This window comes from Microbacterium paraoxydans (genome assembly GCF_020524545.1).
In the GTDB taxonomy this organism is placed as follows: domain Bacteria; phylum Actinomycetota; class Actinomycetes; order Actinomycetales; family Microbacteriaceae; genus Microbacterium; species Microbacterium paraoxydans_C.
This window is the reverse complement of record NZ_JAIVLG010000001.1, coordinates 399103-418137: the sequence shown is the minus strand read 5'-3', so window position 1 is coordinate 418137 and position 19035 is coordinate 399103. Positions and strand designations below refer to the sequence as shown.

At 70.3% G+C, this 19035-nt stretch carries 18 protein-coding genes; 11 read left to right on the top strand and 7 right to left on the bottom strand.

Annotation, left to right across the window (positions count from 1 at the left end; all coding sequences use genetic code 11):
- Positions 1-141 precede the first annotated feature (141 nt).
- The 3 genes from LC041_RS02000 to LC041_RS01990 all read left to right on the top strand — a co-directional run bounded on the left by LC041_RS02000 (position 142) and on the right by LC041_RS01990 (position 3515).
- Positions 142-1425 carry a M18 family aminopeptidase gene (locus LC041_RS02000; RefSeq protein WP_226531302.1) on the top strand — a complete coding sequence of 428 codons (1284 nt, stop codon included), beginning with the start codon at positions 142-144 and terminating at the stop codon, positions 1423-1425.
- A 63-nt stretch (positions 1426-1488) separates the two neighbouring features.
- Entirely contained in the window at positions 1489-2931 is a 1443-nt protein-coding gene (locus LC041_RS01995; RefSeq protein WP_226531301.1) for a purine-cytosine permease family protein, read from the top strand.
- Complete coding sequence (locus tag LC041_RS01990; protein ID WP_226531300.1) at positions 2928-3515, top strand: cysteine hydrolase family protein; 588 nt, start codon at positions 2928-2930, stop codon at positions 3513-3515. Before LC041_RS01995 ends, LC041_RS01990 begins: the two co-directional genes overlap by 4 nt.
- Before the next feature lie 79 nt (positions 3516-3594).
- Here LC041_RS01990 and LC041_RS01985 read toward each other — a convergent pair whose 3' ends face one another.
- Positions 3595-4305 carry an MBL fold metallo-hydrolase gene (locus tag LC041_RS01985; protein ID WP_226531299.1) on the bottom strand — a complete coding sequence of 237 codons (711 nt, stop codon included), beginning with the start codon at positions 4303-4305 and terminating at the stop codon, positions 3595-3597.
- A gap of 80 nt (positions 4306-4385) precedes the next feature.
- Here LC041_RS01985 and LC041_RS01980 point away from each other — a divergent pair, with 80 nt between their 5' ends.
- On the top strand, positions 4386-4910 hold the full coding sequence (locus LC041_RS01980) for a TetR/AcrR family transcriptional regulator (protein ID WP_226531298.1): 525 nt from the start codon (positions 4386-4388) through the stop codon (positions 4908-4910).
- A 16-nt stretch (positions 4911-4926) separates the two neighbouring features.
- Here the strand turns inward: LC041_RS01980 and LC041_RS01975 are convergent, their stop codons facing one another.
- The 4 genes from LC041_RS01975 to LC041_RS01960 form a co-directional block, all read right to left on the bottom strand.
- A complete protein-coding gene (locus tag LC041_RS01975; RefSeq protein ID WP_226531297.1) occupies positions 4927-6660 on the bottom strand; it encodes an ABC transporter ATP-binding protein in 1734 nt (577 codons plus the stop codon).
- Positions 6653-8239 (bottom strand): ABC transporter transmembrane domain-containing protein, encoded by a 1587-nt coding sequence (locus LC041_RS17270; protein WP_226531296.1) that lies wholly within the window; start codon positions 8237-8239, stop codon positions 6653-6655. Before LC041_RS17270 ends, LC041_RS01975 begins: the two co-directional genes overlap by 8 nt.
- 280 nt (positions 8240-8519) lie before the next feature.
- The gene (locus tag LC041_RS01965; protein WP_226531295.1) at positions 8520-9893 is read right to left on the bottom strand and encodes a pyridoxal phosphate-dependent decarboxylase family protein; all 1374 of its coding nucleotides are present in this window, start codon (positions 9891-9893) and stop codon (positions 8520-8522) included.
- A gap of 11 nt (positions 9894-9904) precedes the next feature.
- Positions 9905-10564 (bottom strand): TetR/AcrR family transcriptional regulator, encoded by a 660-nt coding sequence (locus tag LC041_RS01960; protein WP_226531294.1) that lies wholly within the window; start codon positions 10562-10564, stop codon positions 9905-9907.
- An 80-nt stretch (positions 10565-10644) separates the two neighbouring features.
- Here LC041_RS01960 and LC041_RS01955 point away from each other — a divergent pair, with 80 nt between their 5' ends.
- From LC041_RS01955 to LC041_RS01930, 6 genes are read left to right on the top strand one after another with little or no spacing between them, the layout of a single operon-like run.
- On the top strand, positions 10645-11685 hold the full coding sequence (locus LC041_RS01955) for an agmatine deiminase family protein (protein ID WP_226531790.1): 1041 nt from the start codon (positions 10645-10647) through the stop codon (positions 11683-11685).
- Positions 11685-13442 carry an amidase gene (locus LC041_RS01950; RefSeq protein ID WP_226531293.1) on the top strand — a complete coding sequence of 586 codons (1758 nt, stop codon included), beginning with the start codon at positions 11685-11687 and terminating at the stop codon, positions 13440-13442. The genes LC041_RS01955 and LC041_RS01950 overlap by 1 nt, the downstream gene beginning before the upstream one ends.
- 30 nt (positions 13443-13472) lie before the next feature.
- Positions 13473-14324: a tryptophan 2,3-dioxygenase gene (locus LC041_RS01945; RefSeq protein WP_226531292.1), complete on the top strand. Its 852-nt coding sequence runs from the start codon at positions 13473-13475 to the stop codon at positions 14322-14324.
- Positions 14324-15331, top strand: a complete 1008-nt coding sequence (locus LC041_RS01940; RefSeq protein WP_226531291.1) for an amidohydrolase family protein — start codon at positions 14324-14326, stop codon at positions 15329-15331. Before LC041_RS01945 ends, LC041_RS01940 begins: the two co-directional genes overlap by 1 nt.
- A gap of 1 nt (position 15332) precedes the next feature.
- Positions 15333-16571: a kynureninase gene (locus tag LC041_RS01935; RefSeq protein WP_226531290.1), complete on the top strand. Its 1239-nt coding sequence runs from the start codon at positions 15333-15335 to the stop codon at positions 16569-16571.
- On the top strand, positions 16561-17400 hold the full coding sequence (locus LC041_RS01930; protein WP_226531289.1) for a PaaX family transcriptional regulator: 840 nt from the start codon (positions 16561-16563) through the stop codon (positions 17398-17400). The genes LC041_RS01935 and LC041_RS01930 overlap by 11 nt, the downstream gene beginning before the upstream one ends.
- Here the strand turns inward: LC041_RS01930 and LC041_RS01925 are convergent.
- Positions 17397-17891 (bottom strand): FBP domain-containing protein, encoded by a 495-nt coding sequence (locus LC041_RS01925; RefSeq protein ID WP_226531288.1) that lies wholly within the window; start codon positions 17889-17891, stop codon positions 17397-17399. The genes LC041_RS01930 and LC041_RS01925 overlap by 4 nt on opposite strands.
- Before the next feature lie 295 nt (positions 17892-18186).
- On the opposite strand from LC041_RS01925, the gene LC041_RS01920 reads away from it, so the two are divergent.
- The gene (locus LC041_RS01920) at positions 18187-18534 is read left to right on the top strand and encodes a DUF1380 domain-containing protein (RefSeq protein ID WP_226531287.1); all 348 of its coding nucleotides are present in this window, start codon (positions 18187-18189) and stop codon (positions 18532-18534) included.
- 12 nt (positions 18535-18546) lie between these two features.
- Here the strand turns inward: LC041_RS01920 and LC041_RS01915 are convergent, their stop codons facing one another.
- Complete coding sequence (locus tag LC041_RS01915) at positions 18547-18924, bottom strand: hypothetical protein (protein WP_226531286.1); 378 nt, start codon at positions 18922-18924, stop codon at positions 18547-18549.
- Between the last annotated feature and the right edge of the window lie 111 nt (positions 18925-19035).

Below are 19035 nucleotides of genomic sequence, written 5' to 3'. Positions count from 1 at the left end.
GAACCCTAGGCGCTATCGAGGATGACCCTACCGTGCCGTGGTGAACACCGGGGAAACACCGAGGCGCCCCGCTCGACGCGGACCCGAAGCGAGACCCCGGACTACGCTCGAAGGACCGCACACTCGAAGGAAGGTCACGACATGCCTGTCACCCCCGCCGCGCTCGCCCACGCCGAGGATCTCGCCGACTTCGTCGCCGCTTCGCCGTCGAGCTATCACGCGGCGGCGGAAGTCGCTCGACGACTCGAGAGTGCGGGGTTCACCCGGCTCCGCGAGGAGGATTCCTGGGCGGCGTCCGCAGGCGGGCGGTATGTGGTGGTGCGCGACGGCGCAGCGATCGCCTGGACGGTGCCCGCGGATGCCACGGCGACGACCCCCGTGCAGATCTTCGGCGCCCACACCGACTCCCCCGGCTTCAAGCTCAAGCCGCAGCCGACCACGGGGTCACGCGGCTGGCTGCAGGCCGCGGTCGAGGTGTACGGCGGTCCCCTCCTCAATTCCTGGCTCGACCGGGAGCTGCGCCTCGCCGGGCGCCTGGCCCTCGCGGACGGACGCGTCGTACTCGCCGACACCGGCCCCCTCCTGCGCCTGCCGCAGCTCGCGATCCACCTCGACCGCGGCGTCAACAACGGGCTCGCGCTCGACAAGCAGGTAGAGACGCAGCCGGTGTGGGGTCTGGGCGACGCGAGTGAAGCCGACATCCTCGCCGAGCTCGCAGACTCCGCCGCGGTGGCGGCCACCGACATCCGCGGGTACGACGTCGTGATCGCCGACGGCGCGCGCGGCGCCGTGTTCGGCAAGGACAGGGCGTTCTTCGCCTCCGGCCGTCTGGACGACCTCGCTTCGGTGCACGCCGGGGTGGAGGCGCTCGCGACGCATGACCCGAAGGCCGGAGGACCCATCGCCGTGCTCGCCGCCTTCGACCACGAAGAGCTCGGCTCCGAGTCGCGCTCCGGTGCGGCAGGTCCGTTCCTGGAGGACGTGCTCGAACGCCTGTACGCCGGGCTCGGCGCCGATGCCTCCGAGCGGCGCCGAGCGTATGCGTCGTCGTGGTGCCTGTCCAGCGATGTCGGACACTCGGTGCACCCCAACTACGCCGCCAAGCACGACCCCGTCGTACAGCCGGTGCTCGGCTCGGGGCCCATCCTGAAGCTCAACGCCAACCAGCGATACGCGACGGATGCCGTCGGCACGGCCTCGTGGCTGTCGTGGTGCGAGCGGGCGGGCGTGACGGCCCAGGAGTTCGTGTCGAACAACAGCGTGCCGTGCGGCTCGACGATCGGCCCCATCACCGCGACCCGTCTCGGTATCCGCACGGTGGACGTCGGCATCCCGATCCTCTCGATGCACTCCGCCCGCGAGCTCGCCGGGGTCTCCGATCTCCATAACCTCAGCCGCGTCGCGCAGACGTTCTTCGCCGGCTGATCCTTCGCCTCCGGCGTCGGCGAAAGTCCCCCGGCGGCATCTCCGCAGTGCCAGGATGTCAGCATGACTGACATCAAGCCGGCCCTCATCGAGCGCGCAGGCATCGAGATCATCCCCGAGTCCGAGCGCACCGCGAAGCCGCGGGACCTCTTCTGGCCCTGGTTCGCGGCGAACGTGTCGGTCTTCGGGATGTCATACGGCTCCTTCGTGCTGGGCTTCGGCATCTCGTTCTGGCAGGCGACCCTCGTCTCGGTGATCGGCATCGTGGTGTCGTTCCTGCTGTGCGGGCTGATCGCGATCGCCGGCAAGCGAGGGTCAGCGCCGACCATGGTGCTCTCCCGCGCGGCCTTCGGCGTGCAGGGTCAGAAGGTTCCCGGCATCGTCTCGTGGCTGACCTCGATCGGCTGGGAGACCTTCCTCGCGATCATGGCCGTGCTCGCCACCGCGACCGTGATCACCCAGCTCGGTGGCGACGGCGACAGCATCGGGCTCAAGGTCGTCGCGACCGTGATCGTCGCGGCACTGATCGTCACGGCCTCCGTGCTGGGCTACCACACGATCATGCGGATGCAGTCGGTGCTGACGTGGATCACCGGAGTCGTGACCGTGATCTACATCATCCTCGCGGCGCCGGAGATCGATGTCGCCACGGTGCTGGCACGCCCCGACGGCGGCATCGGCCAGGTCATCGGCGCGCTCGTGATGGTGATGACCGGATTCGGGCTCGGCTGGATCAACATCGCCGCCGACTGGTCGAGGTACCAGAAGCGCACGGCCTCCGACGGCGCGATCGTGGCGTGGAACACCATCGGCGGTTCGGTGGCACCGGTCATCCTCGTCGTGTTCGGTCTGCTGCTCGGCGGGTCGAACGACGAGCTGATGAACGCGATCGCGGCCGACCCGATCGGAGCCCTCGCCTCGATCCTCCCGACCTGGGTGCTCGTTCCTTTCCTGCTCACCGCCGTACTGGCGCTCGTCTCTGGCGCCGTGCTGGGCATCTACTCCTCGGGGCTGACCCTCCTCAGCCTCGGCATCCGCATCCCCCGTCCGTCCGCCGCAGCGATCGACGGGGTGATCCTCACGATCGGAACGGTCTTCGTCGTGTTCTTCGCCAACGACTTCCTCGGACCGTTCCAGAGCTTCCTGATCACCCTGGGCGTTCCGCTCGCCTCGTGGGCGGGCATCCTCATCGCCGACATCCTGCGTCGCCGCAAGGACTACGACGAGGACGCCCTGTTCGACGGTCGTGGCCGCTACGGCGCCTGGGATTGGACCTCGATCGGCACCATGGTCGTCACCAGCGTGATCGGATGGGGGCTGGTCGTGAACAACTTCGCCGAAGATGCCGCCTGGAACAACTGGCAGGGCTATCTGCTGTTCCTGATCGGCGGCAGGGACGGGGACTGGGCCTACGCAAACCTCGGGGTGTTCTTCGCGCTGGTGCTGTCGTTCCTCGTGACCTACGTCGCCCGGGCCGGGAAGATCCGGCGACAGGAGAACGCGTGAGCGCGCGCTCGCTCGACGACACCTGGCTCGTGGTGATCGATCCCCAGAGCATCTTCGCCGCTCCGGACTCCGCCTGGGGTTCGCCCTTCTTCGCCGAGGCGATGCCCCGCATCCGCGCCCTCGCGACGGCCTTCGGCGACCGGGTACTCGTGACACGGTGGATGCCGACCGCCGACCGGACGACGTCCTGGGGTGCGTACTTCGACGCCTGGCCGTTCGCGGATCAGCCACCGAGCGATCCGTTGTTCGCCCTCGTCCCGGAGGCAGCCGCCTTGAGCACGCACCCGACGCTCGATCTGCCGACCTTCGGCAAGTGGGGGCTGGAGCTCGAGACCGTGGTGGGCCACGGAGGCCATGTCGTGCTGGCGGGCGTCTCGACCGACTGCTGCGTGATCTCGACCGCACTGGCAGCGGCGGATGCGGGTGCCCACGTCACGATCGCTGCGGATGCGTGCGCCGGCTCGACGGCGGAGAACCACCAGGCCGCCCTCCAGGTGATGGGCCTCTATCCCCCGCAGATCACCGTGAGCGACACCGACACGATCCTCGGCCGATCCGGGGATGACGATGTGCGGAGCGGATGACGATCTGCGGAGCAATCGGCCGGATCGATCCGGGAATCGTCACCGACTCCGGGAATCGTCACCGACTCCGATCTGCCGATCAGGACGCGGCCCGCACCTCGGCGACCAGGTCCGCCGGCGACCCTCGCCACGGGGCGCCGTGCCCCGGAAGAACCCAGGATGCCGACACCGCGGCCAGGCGATCGAGGGAGGCGAGCGCGGCGTCCGGCTCATCCGTGAAGGGCGCCGGCTGTGCGCCCACGCGACCGGTGAGCACGTGCCTCGTCGTGAGCGCGTCGCCCACGAACACGGCGTCCGCGGCCGGGACGTGCACCGCGATGCTGCCCGGCGAGTGACCCGGCATCCCGACGACGACCGGCGCTCCGGGCAGATCGAGCACGTCTCCGTCACCCACCTCGGTGACCACCGAGACATGCGGTGTGCGCAGCGCGTTCTTGCGGAGCCCGTAGGCGAAGAACCCGAGCGTCGGTCCGAGCCTCGCGGGCCCCATCGCGGTCTTGGGCTTCTCGCCGGTTCGTACCCGGTGGCTGTCGGCCTCGTGGATGAAGACCGGCACCCCGGCCTCGGTGCGCAGCCGCTCGGCGAACCCGATGTGGTCGCTGTCGCCGTGGGTGAGGACGAGGCCGCGGACCTCGGAAAGGGGGCGCCCGATCGTCTCGAGTTCGTGCTGGAGGTCGTGCCAGTGCCCGGGGAGTCCCGCGTCGATCAGTGTGATCCCCTCGGGCAGGTCGATGAGGTACGAGGCGACGATGTCGTTGCCCAGACGGTGCAGGTGCGGTGCGAGCTTCATGGCGAATCCTCTCGGGATGATTGCGATGGCTACGATACGTAGCTATCATGGCTCACGTCAATAGCCATGCAGGAGGACCGATGCCGACCCCCGAACGCACCTCCACCGCGGAGATCGTCGCGACCGGACGGGAGATCCTCGAGACCGCCGGACCCGCAGGCCTCACCATGCAGGCGGTCGCGACGCGCGTCGGCGTGCGTGCACCCTCGCTGTACAAGCGCCTCCGCGATCGGGACGCCCTGCACACCGCGGTCGCCGTGGCCACGATCGATGCCCTCACCGCACGACTCGAGAACGAGGGCGACGACCTCGCGGCCCTCGCGCACGCCTATCGAGGCTTCGCGAAGGAGAACCCGGAGGGGTTCCGCCTGATGTTCACGATCGCCGCCCCGCACGACGCCCTCGAGCGCTCCGCCGCGCCGGTGATCCGCGCGGCAGCCGCTCTGGTCGGCGAGACGGACGCCCTCGACGCCGCGCGCCTCTTCACGGCGTGGGCGACCGGTTTCCTGCAGATGGAGCTCGCCGGGGCGTTCCGCCTCGGCGGCGACATCGACCGCGCCTTCGAGTACGGGCTGTCACGGCTGCTGCCAGCGCTCACCACCTGACGCCCCGCACGGGCCGTCACCAGGCCGTCCAGGCCGCCCACAGCTCGGCGTAAGGACCGGGCTCCGCCACCAGTTCGTCGTGGGAGCCCGCCTGCACGACACGACCGTCGGACATCACCAGGATGCGGTCGGCCGACACCGCCTGGCTGAGCCGATGGGCGATCACGATCCCCGTGCGACCGTCGATCGCCGCGAGCGCCGCCCGGTCGAGCATCTCGGAATCGGCCGACCCCGCCTCGGCGGTCGCCTCATCGAGGATCACGACGGATGCCGTAGAGAGCGCGACCCTGACGAGAGCGAGGTGCTGCGCCTGGCCGGCGGTCAGCGGCAGCCCCGCGTCACCGACCACCGTGTCGAGCCCCTCGGGCAGGGCCAGGATCCACTCGGCGCCGAGCCGCGCGATGACCTCCCGCACCCGCGCCTCGTCCGCGTCGCCGAACAGCGCAAGGTCCTCACGCACGGAACCAGCGAAGACGTGCGGCTCCTGGCTCAGCATCACGACAGCATCGCGCAGATCGTGTGGATGCCACTCCTCGATCGCGACGCCATCGTGACGCACCGCCCCCTCCCCGACCGGGAGCGTGCCGACCAGCACGCGGGCGAGCGTGGTCTTGCCCGCACCGCTCGCGCCGACCACAGCGATCACGTCTCCGGGAGCCGCCGCCAGCGACACGTCCTCCAGGTCACGCCGTCCCGGCACGTGGGAGAAGCCCAGCCCGTCGACCGCGATCTCGCCCCGGTGCGCAGGCGTCGCGCTGCCACGAGGCCGCGGCGAGGGCAGCAGGATCACACCGAACAGCCGCGCGAGGCTCGCCCCGGCATCCTGCAGCTCGTCGATCCGGAACAGCAGCGCGCCCATCGGACCGAACAGCGCGAGGAAGTACAGCGCTGCAGCGGTCGCCGCCCCCAGCTCGACCTGCCCTCCCGTGACCAGGAGGTACCCGACCACGAGGACGGCCGACAGGCCCACCAGCTCGGCCAGGTTGAGGAACACGTTGAAGTCGTTGCGCACACGCGTCGCGCGCACCTCGAGTGCGATGCCCTGCCTGCTCGCCTCGGCGATGCGTTCCAGGTGCCGCTCCTCGGCCCTGAGCGCCCGCACGGTGTCGACGCCGCGCACCGCCTCGATGGTGCGCTGGCCGCGCTCGGCGACCACGACACGGTGCTCGCGGTACACGGGCGCCGACCGCCGGAGGAACCGCCGCAGCGCGAAGTACTGCAGCGGCACGGCGAGCAGTGCCGCGAGCGCGAACCGGAGGTCGAGAAGGCCCATGCCGAGCAGACTGACGACGATGCCGAACAGGGCGCTCAAGAACGCCGGCAGAGCATCCTCGACGACCTGCCCGACGGCGCGGACGTCGCCGGACAGCCGTGCGACCAGATCTCCCGTGCCGGCCGCCTCGATGCGCGCGCCGGGCTGTGCGAGCGCGGAACGGAAGGCCGCCTCGCGCACGTCGCGGATGCTGCGTTGTCCGAGCCGTGCCAGCAGCACGCGCCCCGCCCATGTCAGCACGGCGCCGACGACGAGCGATCCTGCGAGAGCGAGGCCGTACGGCACGAGCGAACGTCCGCCGTCGACGATGTCGTCGACGATCAGGCCGATGATCCAGGGCGCCAGCAGCGCCGCGGCCACACCGGCGCACAGTGCCAGCAGGGCTCCGGTCGCCAGCGCGCGCTGCCGTCGGAGTGTGTCGAGCAGGCCGCGCGCGGTCTCGGACCGCGTCGCGATCGGCAGCTTCTCGTCAGACATCCGCCGCCCCCCTCAGGTCGTACACGCGATGACAGGTCGACAGCAGCGCCGCCCGGTCGGTGAGGAGCACGATCGCCCGCTCCTCGGCGGCGAGACCCGCCGCGACCTGCGCCTCAGTGATCGGATCGATCGCCGTGGTCGGCTCGTGCAGCACCACGAGCGGCTGGGGCTGATGCAGCGCCCTCGCCAGCAGCAGACGCTGGCGCTGACCACCGGAGAGTCTGAGCCCGCGTTCACCCACGCGCTCGTCGAGTCCGTCTGGCAGTCGCTGCACGACTTCGTCGAAGGCGGCTGCGGTCAGCCACGCGTGCTCGATCTGCGGCGCGATGTTCTCGGCGCAGGTCCCACTGAACACGGCGGCATCGTGCGGGGGCGCGAAGACCATGTCCCTGAGCGCATCCGAGCCCAGCTGCGCCGCATCGACGTCTCCGATGACCAGCTCGCCCGGCTCCGGTTGCCTGCGCCCGCCGAACAGCTGCGACAGATCGACGATGTGCTCGGGGTCGGCACGGATGCCGGTGACCTCTCCGGCGGGGATCTCGATCCATCGCCCCGCGACCCGCACGCGCGCCAGCGGTCCCTCCGCGTCGGCACCGGCGACGGCGGGCGCTCCGTCCGGCGTCGCTGCAGGCGCCGCGGCTTCGTCGGTGAACTCCGCGATCCGGGTGGCGGATCCGTGCTTCGCCGCGATCTGCGCGGGCAGGTGCCCGAGCGACTGCAGGGGTCCGCGGATGGTCTGCGCGAGCCCTATGGCGGTGACGAATCCACCGATCGTGACGTGCCCTTCGAGCGCGAGCCATCCGCCCAGCATCGCGATGCCGGTGAACACGAGACCGCTCACGAGCAGGTTGAGCGCCGCGAGGCCTGCGGCCGCCTTCTCCGCCCGGTAGGCGGCCTGAGCAGCCACCGCGCTCTCCGCCACGTAGCGCTGCGTCGCGCGGTGCGCGCCGCCGAGCGCCCCCAGCGCGCGCAGACCCGTGGCGTAGTCGGTGCTGACCGCGTCGAGATGCGCCGCCTGGCGCTGCGCCTCATAGCCGCGTCGGCGCAGACCACGGCTGCACGCGTTCACGACCAGCGCCTGCGCCACGGTTCCGATCACGACCGCGACCGCGAGCGGCCACGCGATCGCGAGCAGTGTCAGGCAGGCAACCAGCACCGCGGTCGCCGCGGCCGCCTGCTCCGCGATCGTCCAGAAGAACCCGGCAGTCTGTCCGGCATCCGCCGAGGAGATCGTCAAGACCTCGCCGGCCGGCCGCCGGGTGCGCCGGCGCAGCGCCAGCCCGACCACCCCCTGACGGAGCACATGCTCCCCCTGCGCGTACACCCGCGTGCCGAGACGGTCACCCAGCTGCCAGGAGCAGATCAGCACCGCGAACACCGCGACCAGGAACGCCAGAACCCACGCCAGCGCCGCGGGATCCCCGGGAGCGATGGCGCGGTCGATCACGACGCCGACCGCCACGGGCACCAGCACCTCGGCGAGTTGATGCCCGCAGAAGCCGGCCACCGCGAGCACCGCGCGACCACGGCGACCAGGGCCCCAGAGTCCCTCGCGGAAGATCGTCCCCGCGCTCGTCACAGCGACGCCGAACCGAACGGCACGAGGAGGGGGCTGAGGCGACGCGCTCTGCGACTCGGATGCATGGAGGCGAGGAGGAACATGAGACTCCCGTGATCGCGAAGAATCCCCGGATGATGACACACCTCGGGTCGGTAAGGGTTGCTTTACCTAAGCTATACGATCCTCGAGGTGGCGCTCTCGCCGCGCGATCCCGCACAGACCTCCTCACCCTCCCCGGCTTCCCTCTCACGGTGGCCGGGTCATCCGACGACTCAGCGGAACGTCGGGAGCGTGGATGCTACTTCATGGTGTCGAGGATGCTCGTGAGGTCCTCGAATGTCGTGAGCGGGTTCAGGATGGCGAAGCGCGTGTTCGGTCGACCGGCGTGCGAACTGGGCACCACGAAGGCGCGCTGGGAATCGAGCAGCTCGGCCGACCATCGGTCGTAGTCGGCGCGCTCCCAGCCGTCGCGCTCGAAGACCACGACGGACAGCTGCGGGTCTCGCACGAGGCGGAGCTCCGGGCGACGGGAGATCTCCGCGGCGATGCGCTCGGTGAGCGCGATGGTCGCGCCGATCGCTTCACGGTAGGCATCGACCCCGTAGGTCGCGAGGGAGAACCACATCGGAAGGCCCCGCGGGCGCCGAGTGAGCTGGATCGAGTAGTCCGAGGGGCTGAACTCGTCGGCGTCGGTCAGGGTGTCGAGGTACTCGGCGTGCTGGGTGTGCGCCCGGCGACCGTGGTCCGGCTCACGGTAGATCAGCGCGCAGCAGTCGAACGGCGCGAACAGCCACTTGTGCGGGTCGACGATCACCGAGTCCGCACGCTCCACACCCCGGAAGCGGGGACGGGCGGAAGGGGCGAGCATCGCGGTGAGCCCGTAGGCACCGTCCACGTGCAGCCAGAACTCGTACTCGTCCTTGAGCGCGGCGATCGCGTCGATGTCGTCGACGATGCCGAAGTTCGTCGATCCCGCCGTCACGACGACGGCGCAGATCTCGTCGCCGTGCGTGTCGAGCGCCTCGCGCACAGCGTCGGCACGCAGCATGCCGTCGTCGCCTGCGGGCACGAGCACGACGTCGGCATCCATCACCCTCGCTGCGGACTTGTTCGACGAGTGCGCTTCCGCACTGCACACGATCTTCCAGCGCGCCGGCAGTTCCTTGCCCTGCGCGACCAGCCGCGCCTTGGCCGCCTCTCGCGCCGCGACCAGGGCCGACAGGTTGCCGATCGTGCCGCCCTGCACGAAGACACCGCCGGCGGTCGCCGGCAGCCCGAACTCCCCCGCGAGGAACGAGAGCACCTCGTTCTCGGCGTGCACGGCCCCCGCGCCTTCGAGCCAGCTGCCGCCGTAGAGCCCGGACGCCGAGACCACGAGGTCGAAGGCGATGGCCGCCATGGTCGGGGCGGTCGGGATGAAGGACAGGTAGAGCGGGTGGCTCGTGGTGAGGCAGGCCGGGGCGAGGATGTGCTCGAACACGCTGAGCGCGCGCTGCGCACCGAGGCCCGCGTCGGTGATCGTCGCGCCCACGAGACGGTTCAGCTCCGCCTCGGTCTGCGGCTTGTCGAGCGGCACGTCTGCGGCGAGCATGCGACGGCGCGAGTAGTCGAGCACGGCATCGACGATCGCCGTCGATTCGGGCGAGGCCGCGTGCATGCGCACAGCATCCATGATGCGTTCCTTTACTGGTCTTCGGTGCGGAGGTCGGTCGGGTCGGCGAGGGAGGAGACGTGGGGTGCGGCACTGTCGAGCACGGCGGACAGTGCGCGACGGGCGAGGTCGGCGCGGTCGCTCGGTGCCCACTTCACGAGCGAGTGCGCGTTCATGCCGTCGACCATGGCGAGCAGGAGCCACGCCGCGGTGTCGGCACGACCGTCCGCGATCACGCCCGCTGCCGTCGCGCGGAGGAAGATCTGCTCGAGCGCACTCTGCCACCCATCCATCTCGGCCCGTACGCGGGCGGCGAGGACATCGTTGCGGACGCCGAGCGCCCAGGCCTGGACCCAGATCAGGGTGACGTCGTCGCGCTCGCCGTCGAGGAGGGTCTCGACCAAGGCGTGCAGTCCCGCGCGGAGGTCTCCCCCGCCATCGAACGCCGCGATCACCTCGTCCCGCTCGGCGGCGACGATGTGCCCGAAGACATCGGCGACGAAGGCGTCCATGACGGGCCGATAGTGCGCGACCAGGGCCGGGGTGACGCCGACGCGCGCTGCCACTGCACGCACCGTGAGCACCTCGAGTCCACTCTCGCGCGCCAGGGCGATGGCGCCGTCGACGATCGATCGCTCGCGCTCCTCCGGCGGCATCCGCCGTGGCGCGGTGCTTCTTGACGTGGTGTTCATCGCGGGCTACGGTATCACTCGTTGATCACGTGTTCAACAGCGGATTCCGTCCGCCCGAGATCGTCGACGAGGAGATCACGATGAGTTGGCGCATGCCCGCCGAGACCGCACCCCATGAGCGCACCTGGATGGCGTTCCCCGCGGAGGGCGAGACGCTCGGCGCCACGGACGCCGAGCGCGAGGAGGGGTACGCAACCTGGACGGAGGTCGCCCACGCCGTCGCCGAGTTCGAGCCCGTGACCATGCTGGTAGACCCGAGCGAGATCCCCCGGGCCCGACGCATGCTCGGCGCCGGCATCGAGATCGTGGAGGCCCCGGTCGACGAGTTCTGGATGCGCGATTCCGGCCCGACGTTCGTGGTCGACGACGAGCACCCCGGCGTGCTCGGTGCCGTCGACTGGATCTTCAACGGCTGGGGCGCCCCGGACTGGGCCGAGTGGCGCAAAGCCGCACAACACGCCCGCATCGTGGCCGACGCCGTCGGTGCGGAGCTGGTGAGCTCGACACTGGTGAACGAGGGCGGCGGCATCCACGTCGACGGCGAAGGCACGGTGCTGCTCACCGAGACCGTGCAGCTCGACCCACGACGCAACCCCTACGCCGACAAGCAGCGGATCGAGGCCGAGATGGCCAGGACGATCGGGGCGAAGACCGCGATCTGGCTGCCCCGCGGCCTCACCCGCGACTACGACGACTTCGGGACGAACGGTCACGTGGACATCGTCGCCACGATCGTCTCGCCCGGGAGGCTCCTCCTGCACGACCAGCAGAACCCGCAGCACCCCGATCACGCCGTGTCCCGCGATCTCCGGACCCTCCTCTCGGCGCAGACGGATGCCGCCGGTCGCCGCTTCGACGTGATCGACCTGCCCGCACCGTCGACGCTGAGCGACGACGAGGGGCCCGTCGATTGGAGCTACGTCAACCACCTCGTCACGAACGACGGCGTGGTCGCCTGCGGGTTCGGCGACGAGAAGGCGGATGCCGCGGCCCGCGAGATCCTCGCGGACGCGTACCCCGGGCGACGCGTGGTCACGGTCGATGCGCGCCCGCTGTTCGCTCGCGGCGGCGGCATCCACTGCATCACGCAGCAGCAGCCCTCCATCGACGGGTCACGCTGATGTTCGACGTCGTCGAAGCCTCCATCGCCGACCTGCGCCGCGCGCTCGAGAGCGGCACCACGTCCGCGGCCGAGCTCGTCGATGCCTACCGAGCGCGCATCGCCGCCTTCGATGCGCCGGGCACGCCGGCCGCCCTGAACGCGGTGGTGGTCGCGAATCCCGACGCGCGCGCCGAGGCCGCGGCCTCCGACGCCCGCCGGGCCCGAGGCGAAGTGCTCGGCCCCCTCGACGGCATCCCGTACACCGCGAAGGACAGCTACCTGGTGCGGGGGCTCACCGCCGCAGGCGGAAGCCCGGCCTTCGCCGACCTGATCGCCCAGCGCGACGCCTTCACGATCGAGCGCCTGCGGGCGGGCGGAGCGATCTGCCTCGGGCTGACGAACATGCCGCCGATGGCCAACGGTGGGATGCAGCGTGGCCTCTACGGTCGAGCGGAGAGCCCGTACAACGCCGCCTACCTCACTGCGCCCTTCGCGTCGGGTTCGTCCAACGGCTCCGGCACCGCGACCGCCGCGAGCTTCGCCGCCTTCGGACTCGGCGAGGAGACCTGGTCCTCCGGTCGCGGGCCCGCGACCAACAACGCCCTGTGCGCCTACACACCCTCCCGCGGCGTGATCTCGACCCGCGGCAACTGGCCGCTGGTGCCCACGATGGACGTGGTGGTGCCGCACACCCGCACCATGGCGGACCTGCTCGAAGTCCTCGACGTGATCGTCGCCGACGACGCCGACTTCCGCGGGGACTTCTGGCGCGCGCAGCCGTGGGTCCCGATCCCCTCGGCCGCCGAGGTGCGTCCCGCGTCCTACCCGGCACTCGCCACCGGGACCCCGGACGCGCTCGCCGGCACGCGGATCGGCATCCCGAAGATGTACATCAATGCGGATCCGGATGCCGGAAGCGCGGCGGATCCGGGGATCGGGGGGCCGACGGGGCGACGCATCGAGACACGGGCGAGCATCCTCGAGCGGTGGGAGGCTGCGCGCCGCGACCTCAGCGCCGCCGGAGCGACTGTGATCGAGGTCGACTTCCCGGTGGTGTCGAACTACGAGGGCGACCGCCCGGGCACGCCCACCCTCTCGACGCGGGGACTGGTGTCGCCCGAGTTCCTGCGGCGCGAGATCGTGGACCTCTCGGCGTGGGCGTGGGAGGACTTCCTGCAGGCGAACGACGACCCCGGACTTCGCACGCTGACCGAGATCGACGGAGCCACGATCTTCCCCCACCCGGAGGGCGCCCTGCCCGATCGCTACACCGGCTTCGACGACGACATCGCGGAGTATCCGGACTGGGTGCGCACACACCCCGATGCGCACTTCAGCGACATGCCCGAGCTCGAAGACGGACTGCGGGGGCTGGAGGAGACGCGTCGCCGCGACCTGGAGGAGTGGATGGACGCGCTTCACCTCGACGCCGTGGTCTTCCCCGCGGTCGCCGACGTGGGACGAGCCGACATGGACGTGAACCCGGCTTCCGCCGACCTGGGGTGGCGCAACGGCACCTGGATAGCGAACGGCAACCTCGCCATCCGTCACCTCGGCATCCCCACGGTCACGGTTCCGATGGGGCTGATGGCGGACATCGGCATGCCGATCGGCCTGACCTTCGCCGGACGCGCCTACGACGACACGACCCTGCTGCGCCTCGCCACGGCGTTCGAAGCGGCCGGGGCTCCGGGGACGCGGCGCACTCCTCCGCCGCGCACGCCGGCGTCGCCGTCGGACGACGGGATCTGGGACAAGAACATTTCACCACTGTGACGCCCGCCACAGAAGTGATATGTTCGGCGCATGCACACCGAGAACGAACGCGCCCTCGAATCCGGGATCGTCACGGATCTGTCCGGACGGATGACCTACGGCTCGTACCTCGCGCTGGACCAGCTGCTCACGGCGCAGCACCCGGTGAGCGAGCCGCAGCACCACGACGAGATGCTGTTCATCATCCAGCACCAGACCACCGAGTTGTGGCTGAAGCAATTGCTGCACGAACTCTCTTCGGCGCGTGAGCTGCTCGCCCGCGACGACCTGCGCGAGGCGCTCAAACGCATCGCCCGGGTCAAGCGCATCCAAGACGTGATGACGCAGCAGTGGTCGGTGCTCGCCACCCTCACCCCCACCGAGTACGCACAGTTCCGCGGAGCACTGGGCAACTCGTCCGGGTTCCAGTCCGTGCAGTACCGGGCGGTGGAGTTCGCCCTCGGCAACAAGAACGAGAAGATGCTGCGCGTCTTCGCCGATCACCCCGCGAACCTCGCACTGCTCACGGCCGAGTGGGAGAAGCCCACCCTGTACGACGAGTTCCTGCGCTTCGCCGCCCGCCGCGGGCTGCCCGTCCCGACCTCGATCCTCGACCGCGACGTGCGCGAGCCGTACCGCGAGACCCCGGAGCTGGTGCCAGCGATCCGCGAGATCTACCAGGACCCGAACCGGTACTGGGACCTGTACGAGGCGTGCGAGGACCTGGTCGACCTCGAGGACAACTTCCAGTTCTGGCGGTTCCGGCACCTCAAGACCGTCTCCCGCACGATCGGCATGAAGGTCGGCACCGGAGGTTCCAGTGGCGTCGGCTTCCTGCAGCGCGCCCTGGATCTGACGTTCTTCCCCGAGCTCTACACCGTGCGCACCGAGATCGGCAGCTGATGCACGCCGCGACGTTCTTCGACGGATCCGGATGGCGCGAGGGCGTCGTCGAGCTCGTCGACGGGCAGGTGCGGCTGAGCGAAGAGCACCCCGCGACCGGCCTCCCCCGCCTCGACGGCGTCGTGGTGGGCGGGTTCACGGATCACCATGTGCACCTGCAACTCGTCGACCACACGCAGTTGGCGGGTTCGCGCCTTGGCCGCGTGGTCGACCTCGGCGGAAACCCGCAGGCGCTTCGCCGGCTCGCGCGTGGCGGGATCGAAAACGCGCCCGCGACCCGCGATTCCGGCACGTTTTTGATCCCGCACGCACTCGCCGTCGAGTTCGCGGGGGCGTTCCTCACGGCCCCGGGCGGATACCCGTCCGACCGGGACTGGGCACCGGACGGGTCGGTGCGCGAGGTCGCGGACGAGAGGACGGCCGCGGCAGCAGTGACGGAGATGGCGGATGCCGGTGCCTCCTGCCTCAAGGTCACGAGCAACAGCACGGCCGGACCGGTCTTCACGGACGACCTCTTCCGTGCGATCGTCGCACTCGCCGCGAACCGCTCCCTCCCCGTGGTCGCGCACGCCGAAGGACCGGGTGAGGCGCAGCGCGTCATCGGACTCGGCGCCGCCTGCCTCGCCCATGCTCCGTTCACGGAACGCCTCGACGATCACGAGATCGCGCGGCAGGCGGCCTCGGCGTCGTGGATCTCGACCCTCGCCATCCACGACGGTCCCGCGCGCACGATCGCGATCGACAACGTTCGACGCTTCCACTCCGCAGGAGGCGCTGTGCTCTACGGCACCGACCTGGGCAACGGACCGATGCCGATGGACCTGAACGCGCATGAGATCACCGCGCTCCGCGAGGCCGGCCTCGACGCCGACGCACTCCTGCAGGCGCTCTCCCCGGTCGATCCGCTCGCCCCGGCCGCGGATCTCCTGTTCCTCCCCGGCGCCGCGCCCGGAGCCACCGACCCGCTCGACGCCCGCCCCCTCACCCCCGCAGACCTGAAGGTGTGACATGACCGACCCCCGCAACAGCGACCTGCTCGCCCTCGCCCGCCGACTCGACGCCGCCGACCCGCTGCGTGCGCATCTCGACGCGTTCGCGGAGGCCCCCGGCGTCACGGCCTACCTCGACGGCAATTCGCTCGGCCGTCCGCTGCGCGACGTCCCCGAGAAACTGGCCGCGTTCGCGCGCGAGGACTGGGGCACTCGGCTCATCCGCTCCTGGGACGAGCAGTGGATGGCGCTGCCGATGGAGCTGGGCGACCGTATCGGACGGGTCACCCTCGGAGCCGCCGCGGGCCAGACCGTGGTGGCCGATTCCACCAGCGTGCTGATCTACAAGCTCATGCGCGCCGCGGCGACCGCCGACCCCACCCGCACGGAACTCGTGATCGAGGCGGGCAACTTCCCCACCGACCGCTTCCTGGCCGAAGGCGTCGCCGCCGAGACCGGCATGACCCTGCGCTGGCTGGAGCCCGACCCCGTATCCGGCGTGACCGTCGCCGACGTGGCAGCGGTCGTCTCGGAGCGCACCGCTCTGGTGTCGCTCAGCCACGTCGACTACCGTTCCGGCGCCCTGGCGGACATGCCGGGCATCACCGCCGCCGCACACGCGGCCGGTGCGCTGATGATGTGGGACTTGTGCCACTCCGCCGGCGTCATCCCGATGCAGCTCGACCGATGGGGGGTGGACCTGGCGGTCGGCTGCACGTACAAGTACCTCAACGGCGGCCCGGGCTCCCCCGCCTTCGCGTACCTGCGCAGTGGACTCCAGGGTGTGCTGCGGCAGCCGATCCAGGGGTGGTGGAGCGCCGCCGACATCTTCGCGATGGGCCCCGAGTACGTGCCGTCCGGCGATATCCGCCAACTGCTCAGCGGTACGCCGCCGGTCACATCGATGCTCGCGATGCAGGGGATGCTCGACCTGATCGAGCAGTCCACCATCGAGAGCGTCCGCGCCAAGTCGCAGTCGCTGACCGACCTGGCCGTCCGCGCCTACGACGAGGTCCTCGCGCCCCTCGGCGTGCGATTGCTCAGCCCGCGTGACGCCGCGCTCCGCGGGGGACACGTGACGATCGGTCACCCCGACTTCCGCGACGTGACGCGGCGACTGTGGGCGGACGGCATCATCCCGGACTTCCGCTTCCCCGACGGCATCCGCCTCGGCCTCTCCCCTCTGAGCACCTCGCACGTCGAGACCATCACGGGTGTGCTCGCCGTCCGCGACACCCTGGAGTCCGGTGACTTCTGACTTCCAGGACGCCTTCGTCCTCGACGACATCGATGCGCGCCCCGGCAGCACCGCCTCGCTGCTGCGGACGTTCGTCGGCGTCTTCCTGCGTCCTCTCGGCGGCTGGATCTCGGCTGCGGATCTGGTGGCGCTCGCGGGGGATCTGGGCATCCCGCCCACTCAGGCCCGTACCGGCATCACTCGCCTCAAACAGAAGGGGCTGCTGCTCGCTGAGCGCGACGCCACGATCGGCTACCGGTTGAACCCGGCCGCGCTCCCGATGCTGGAGCGCGGCGACCGTCGCATCTTCGAGATGCGGGAGATGACGGATGACGATCCGTGGTGCCTGGTCTCGTTCTCGATTCCGGAGAGTGCGCGAAGCACCCGTCACCAGCTGCGCCGTCGGCTGCAGTGGATCGGTGCCGGCGTGGTGTCCCCTGCGCTGTGGATCTGCCCCGGCCACCTTCGAGACGAAGCTCTGCAGATCCTCGACGAGCTCGACGCGCGGCGCTGGGCGACGTTGTTCCTGGCCTCCGCCCCGGCACCGGCCGGCACTCTCCTCGAAGCCGCCGCTCAGTGGTGGGACCTGGAGGCGCTGCGCGCCGAGCACCTCGCGTTCCATGCCTCTCTCGCGACGCTGCCGACCGAGCCGTTCGCCGCGTCCGTGCAGCTGATCGATCGCTGGCGGGTGCTGCCGTACACCGACCCCGGCCTGCCGCCGTCGATGCTGCCGATTGACTGGCCCGGTCGGCGCAGCTTCGACGAGTTCGCACGCCGGTCCACGGCTCTGGCCGGGCCGGCGTGGGAGCACGTGCGCGCTCGGACCGCCGAGCGCGCCCGCCCCAGCTAAGCCGCGCGTCCACCCACTTCGGAGAGGAATCCGGCCACGTGCTCCTGCAGGCGCAGGATGCGCAGGTCGCGCGCGAACTCTCTGTCGAAGCCCTGGTACGCCAGCGGCGGCAGGACCCGCACGTTCCGGTTGCAGCCGAACTCGGCGCACGTGAGGATGCCCACGGAGTCGCCCTTGCGTCCGGCCGGCCCGGCCTTGCGTGCGACGTACAGCTGCACGTCGTTGCGGAGCGTGACGTCTTCACACCACGAGCATTGCGCACGAGCGATCACCCGCTGCTCGGCACGCTGCAGGAAGACACCCACCACGACGTCGTCGATCCAGGTGACGACGTACGCCCGACGGGGGATCTTCGGGTCGATCCAGCCGAGGAAGTCGAGTCGCTCGAAGTCGATCTCGGCGAAGCCGGGCGGGAGAGTGAGGTCGGAGACCTCCTTGCGGGAGGCATTGAGGAAGGAGGCGCGGATGGCGCGCTCGTCGATGGGACGCATGGCAGAAGTGCTTTCGGATGGTCGCCGCAGCGGGCGAGTCGATTGGGGTGAGGATCCCGGACGCGGAGGCCGGGTACGAGAAGACACCGGCGACGGGGTTCCGCCTCCGGCCGGTCCTCAGCCTCTGTCTGCGGCGCGGTGGGCGCCTGCAGCTCCGCTCTGCGCCCGAGGGGCGCTCATCGACGACAGCACCCGGCGATTCTACACCCGTATGTTTCGTCGCATGTCGGGCTGCCTGGCCCGCGGGCGGCTCCCGACCTACTCTTTTCGGAACATCGATCCGAAGGAGACCGCCGTGTCCACGCCGATCAACCGCCTTTCGCCCATCCCGGTGCGCGAGCGTGCGGCGTGCATGTGCAGCAACGGCGGCCGCTGCTCGTCCTTCGCCCCGGGACACGCGCTGCACCTGATTCAGGCGCGCATCGCCTCGGCGACCTCCACGGAATGGGTCGACGGCATCGTGGAGGCGTCCGACCCGCTCTCGGGCGACCTCGTCGTGCGCGCACTCGACGGCGCCGTGCACGCGCTGTGGAACGCCGCGGGCGCCGCACTCGAAGCAGGACCCGGGACACCGGTGGCGCTGCACGCCCGCTACGCGGTCCTCGCCGTGGGACGCACGCGGTTCAACGTCGCCGCCGTCTGAGCCGACCGCGGCTCAGGCCGCCGCCATCATCATGTCCTTCACCGCCGTGCACGCATCCATGCACGCCTGGCAGGCCTGCGCACACAGACGGCAGACCTCGCTCATGTCGGCGTGCTCCATGCACTCGTCCATGCAGGTCTGACACATCGCGATGCACGCGTCGAGCATCGCCATCATCGACGCCGGCGCCATCCCCTGCATCCGCAGCATCGATCGCATCATCGTGCCCGCCATGTCCGCACAGTTCATGCAGGCCGGGGAACAGTCCATCATCTGCGTCGAGCACACCGTGCAGGCCTGTTCGCACGCCGCACAGGCATCCATGCACGCCTGCACGACCGACATGTCCATCATCTCCATGTCGGGCATCGACTCCATGTTCTTCGACATGGCGCCCATCATCATCGAGTCCATCGCACACCGCTTCCTCCGTCGGATCGGCGGGCAGGACCGCCCGCCTGGCGCCAGGCTAGTCCTCTGCGCCCGCCGCGTCGATGGGCC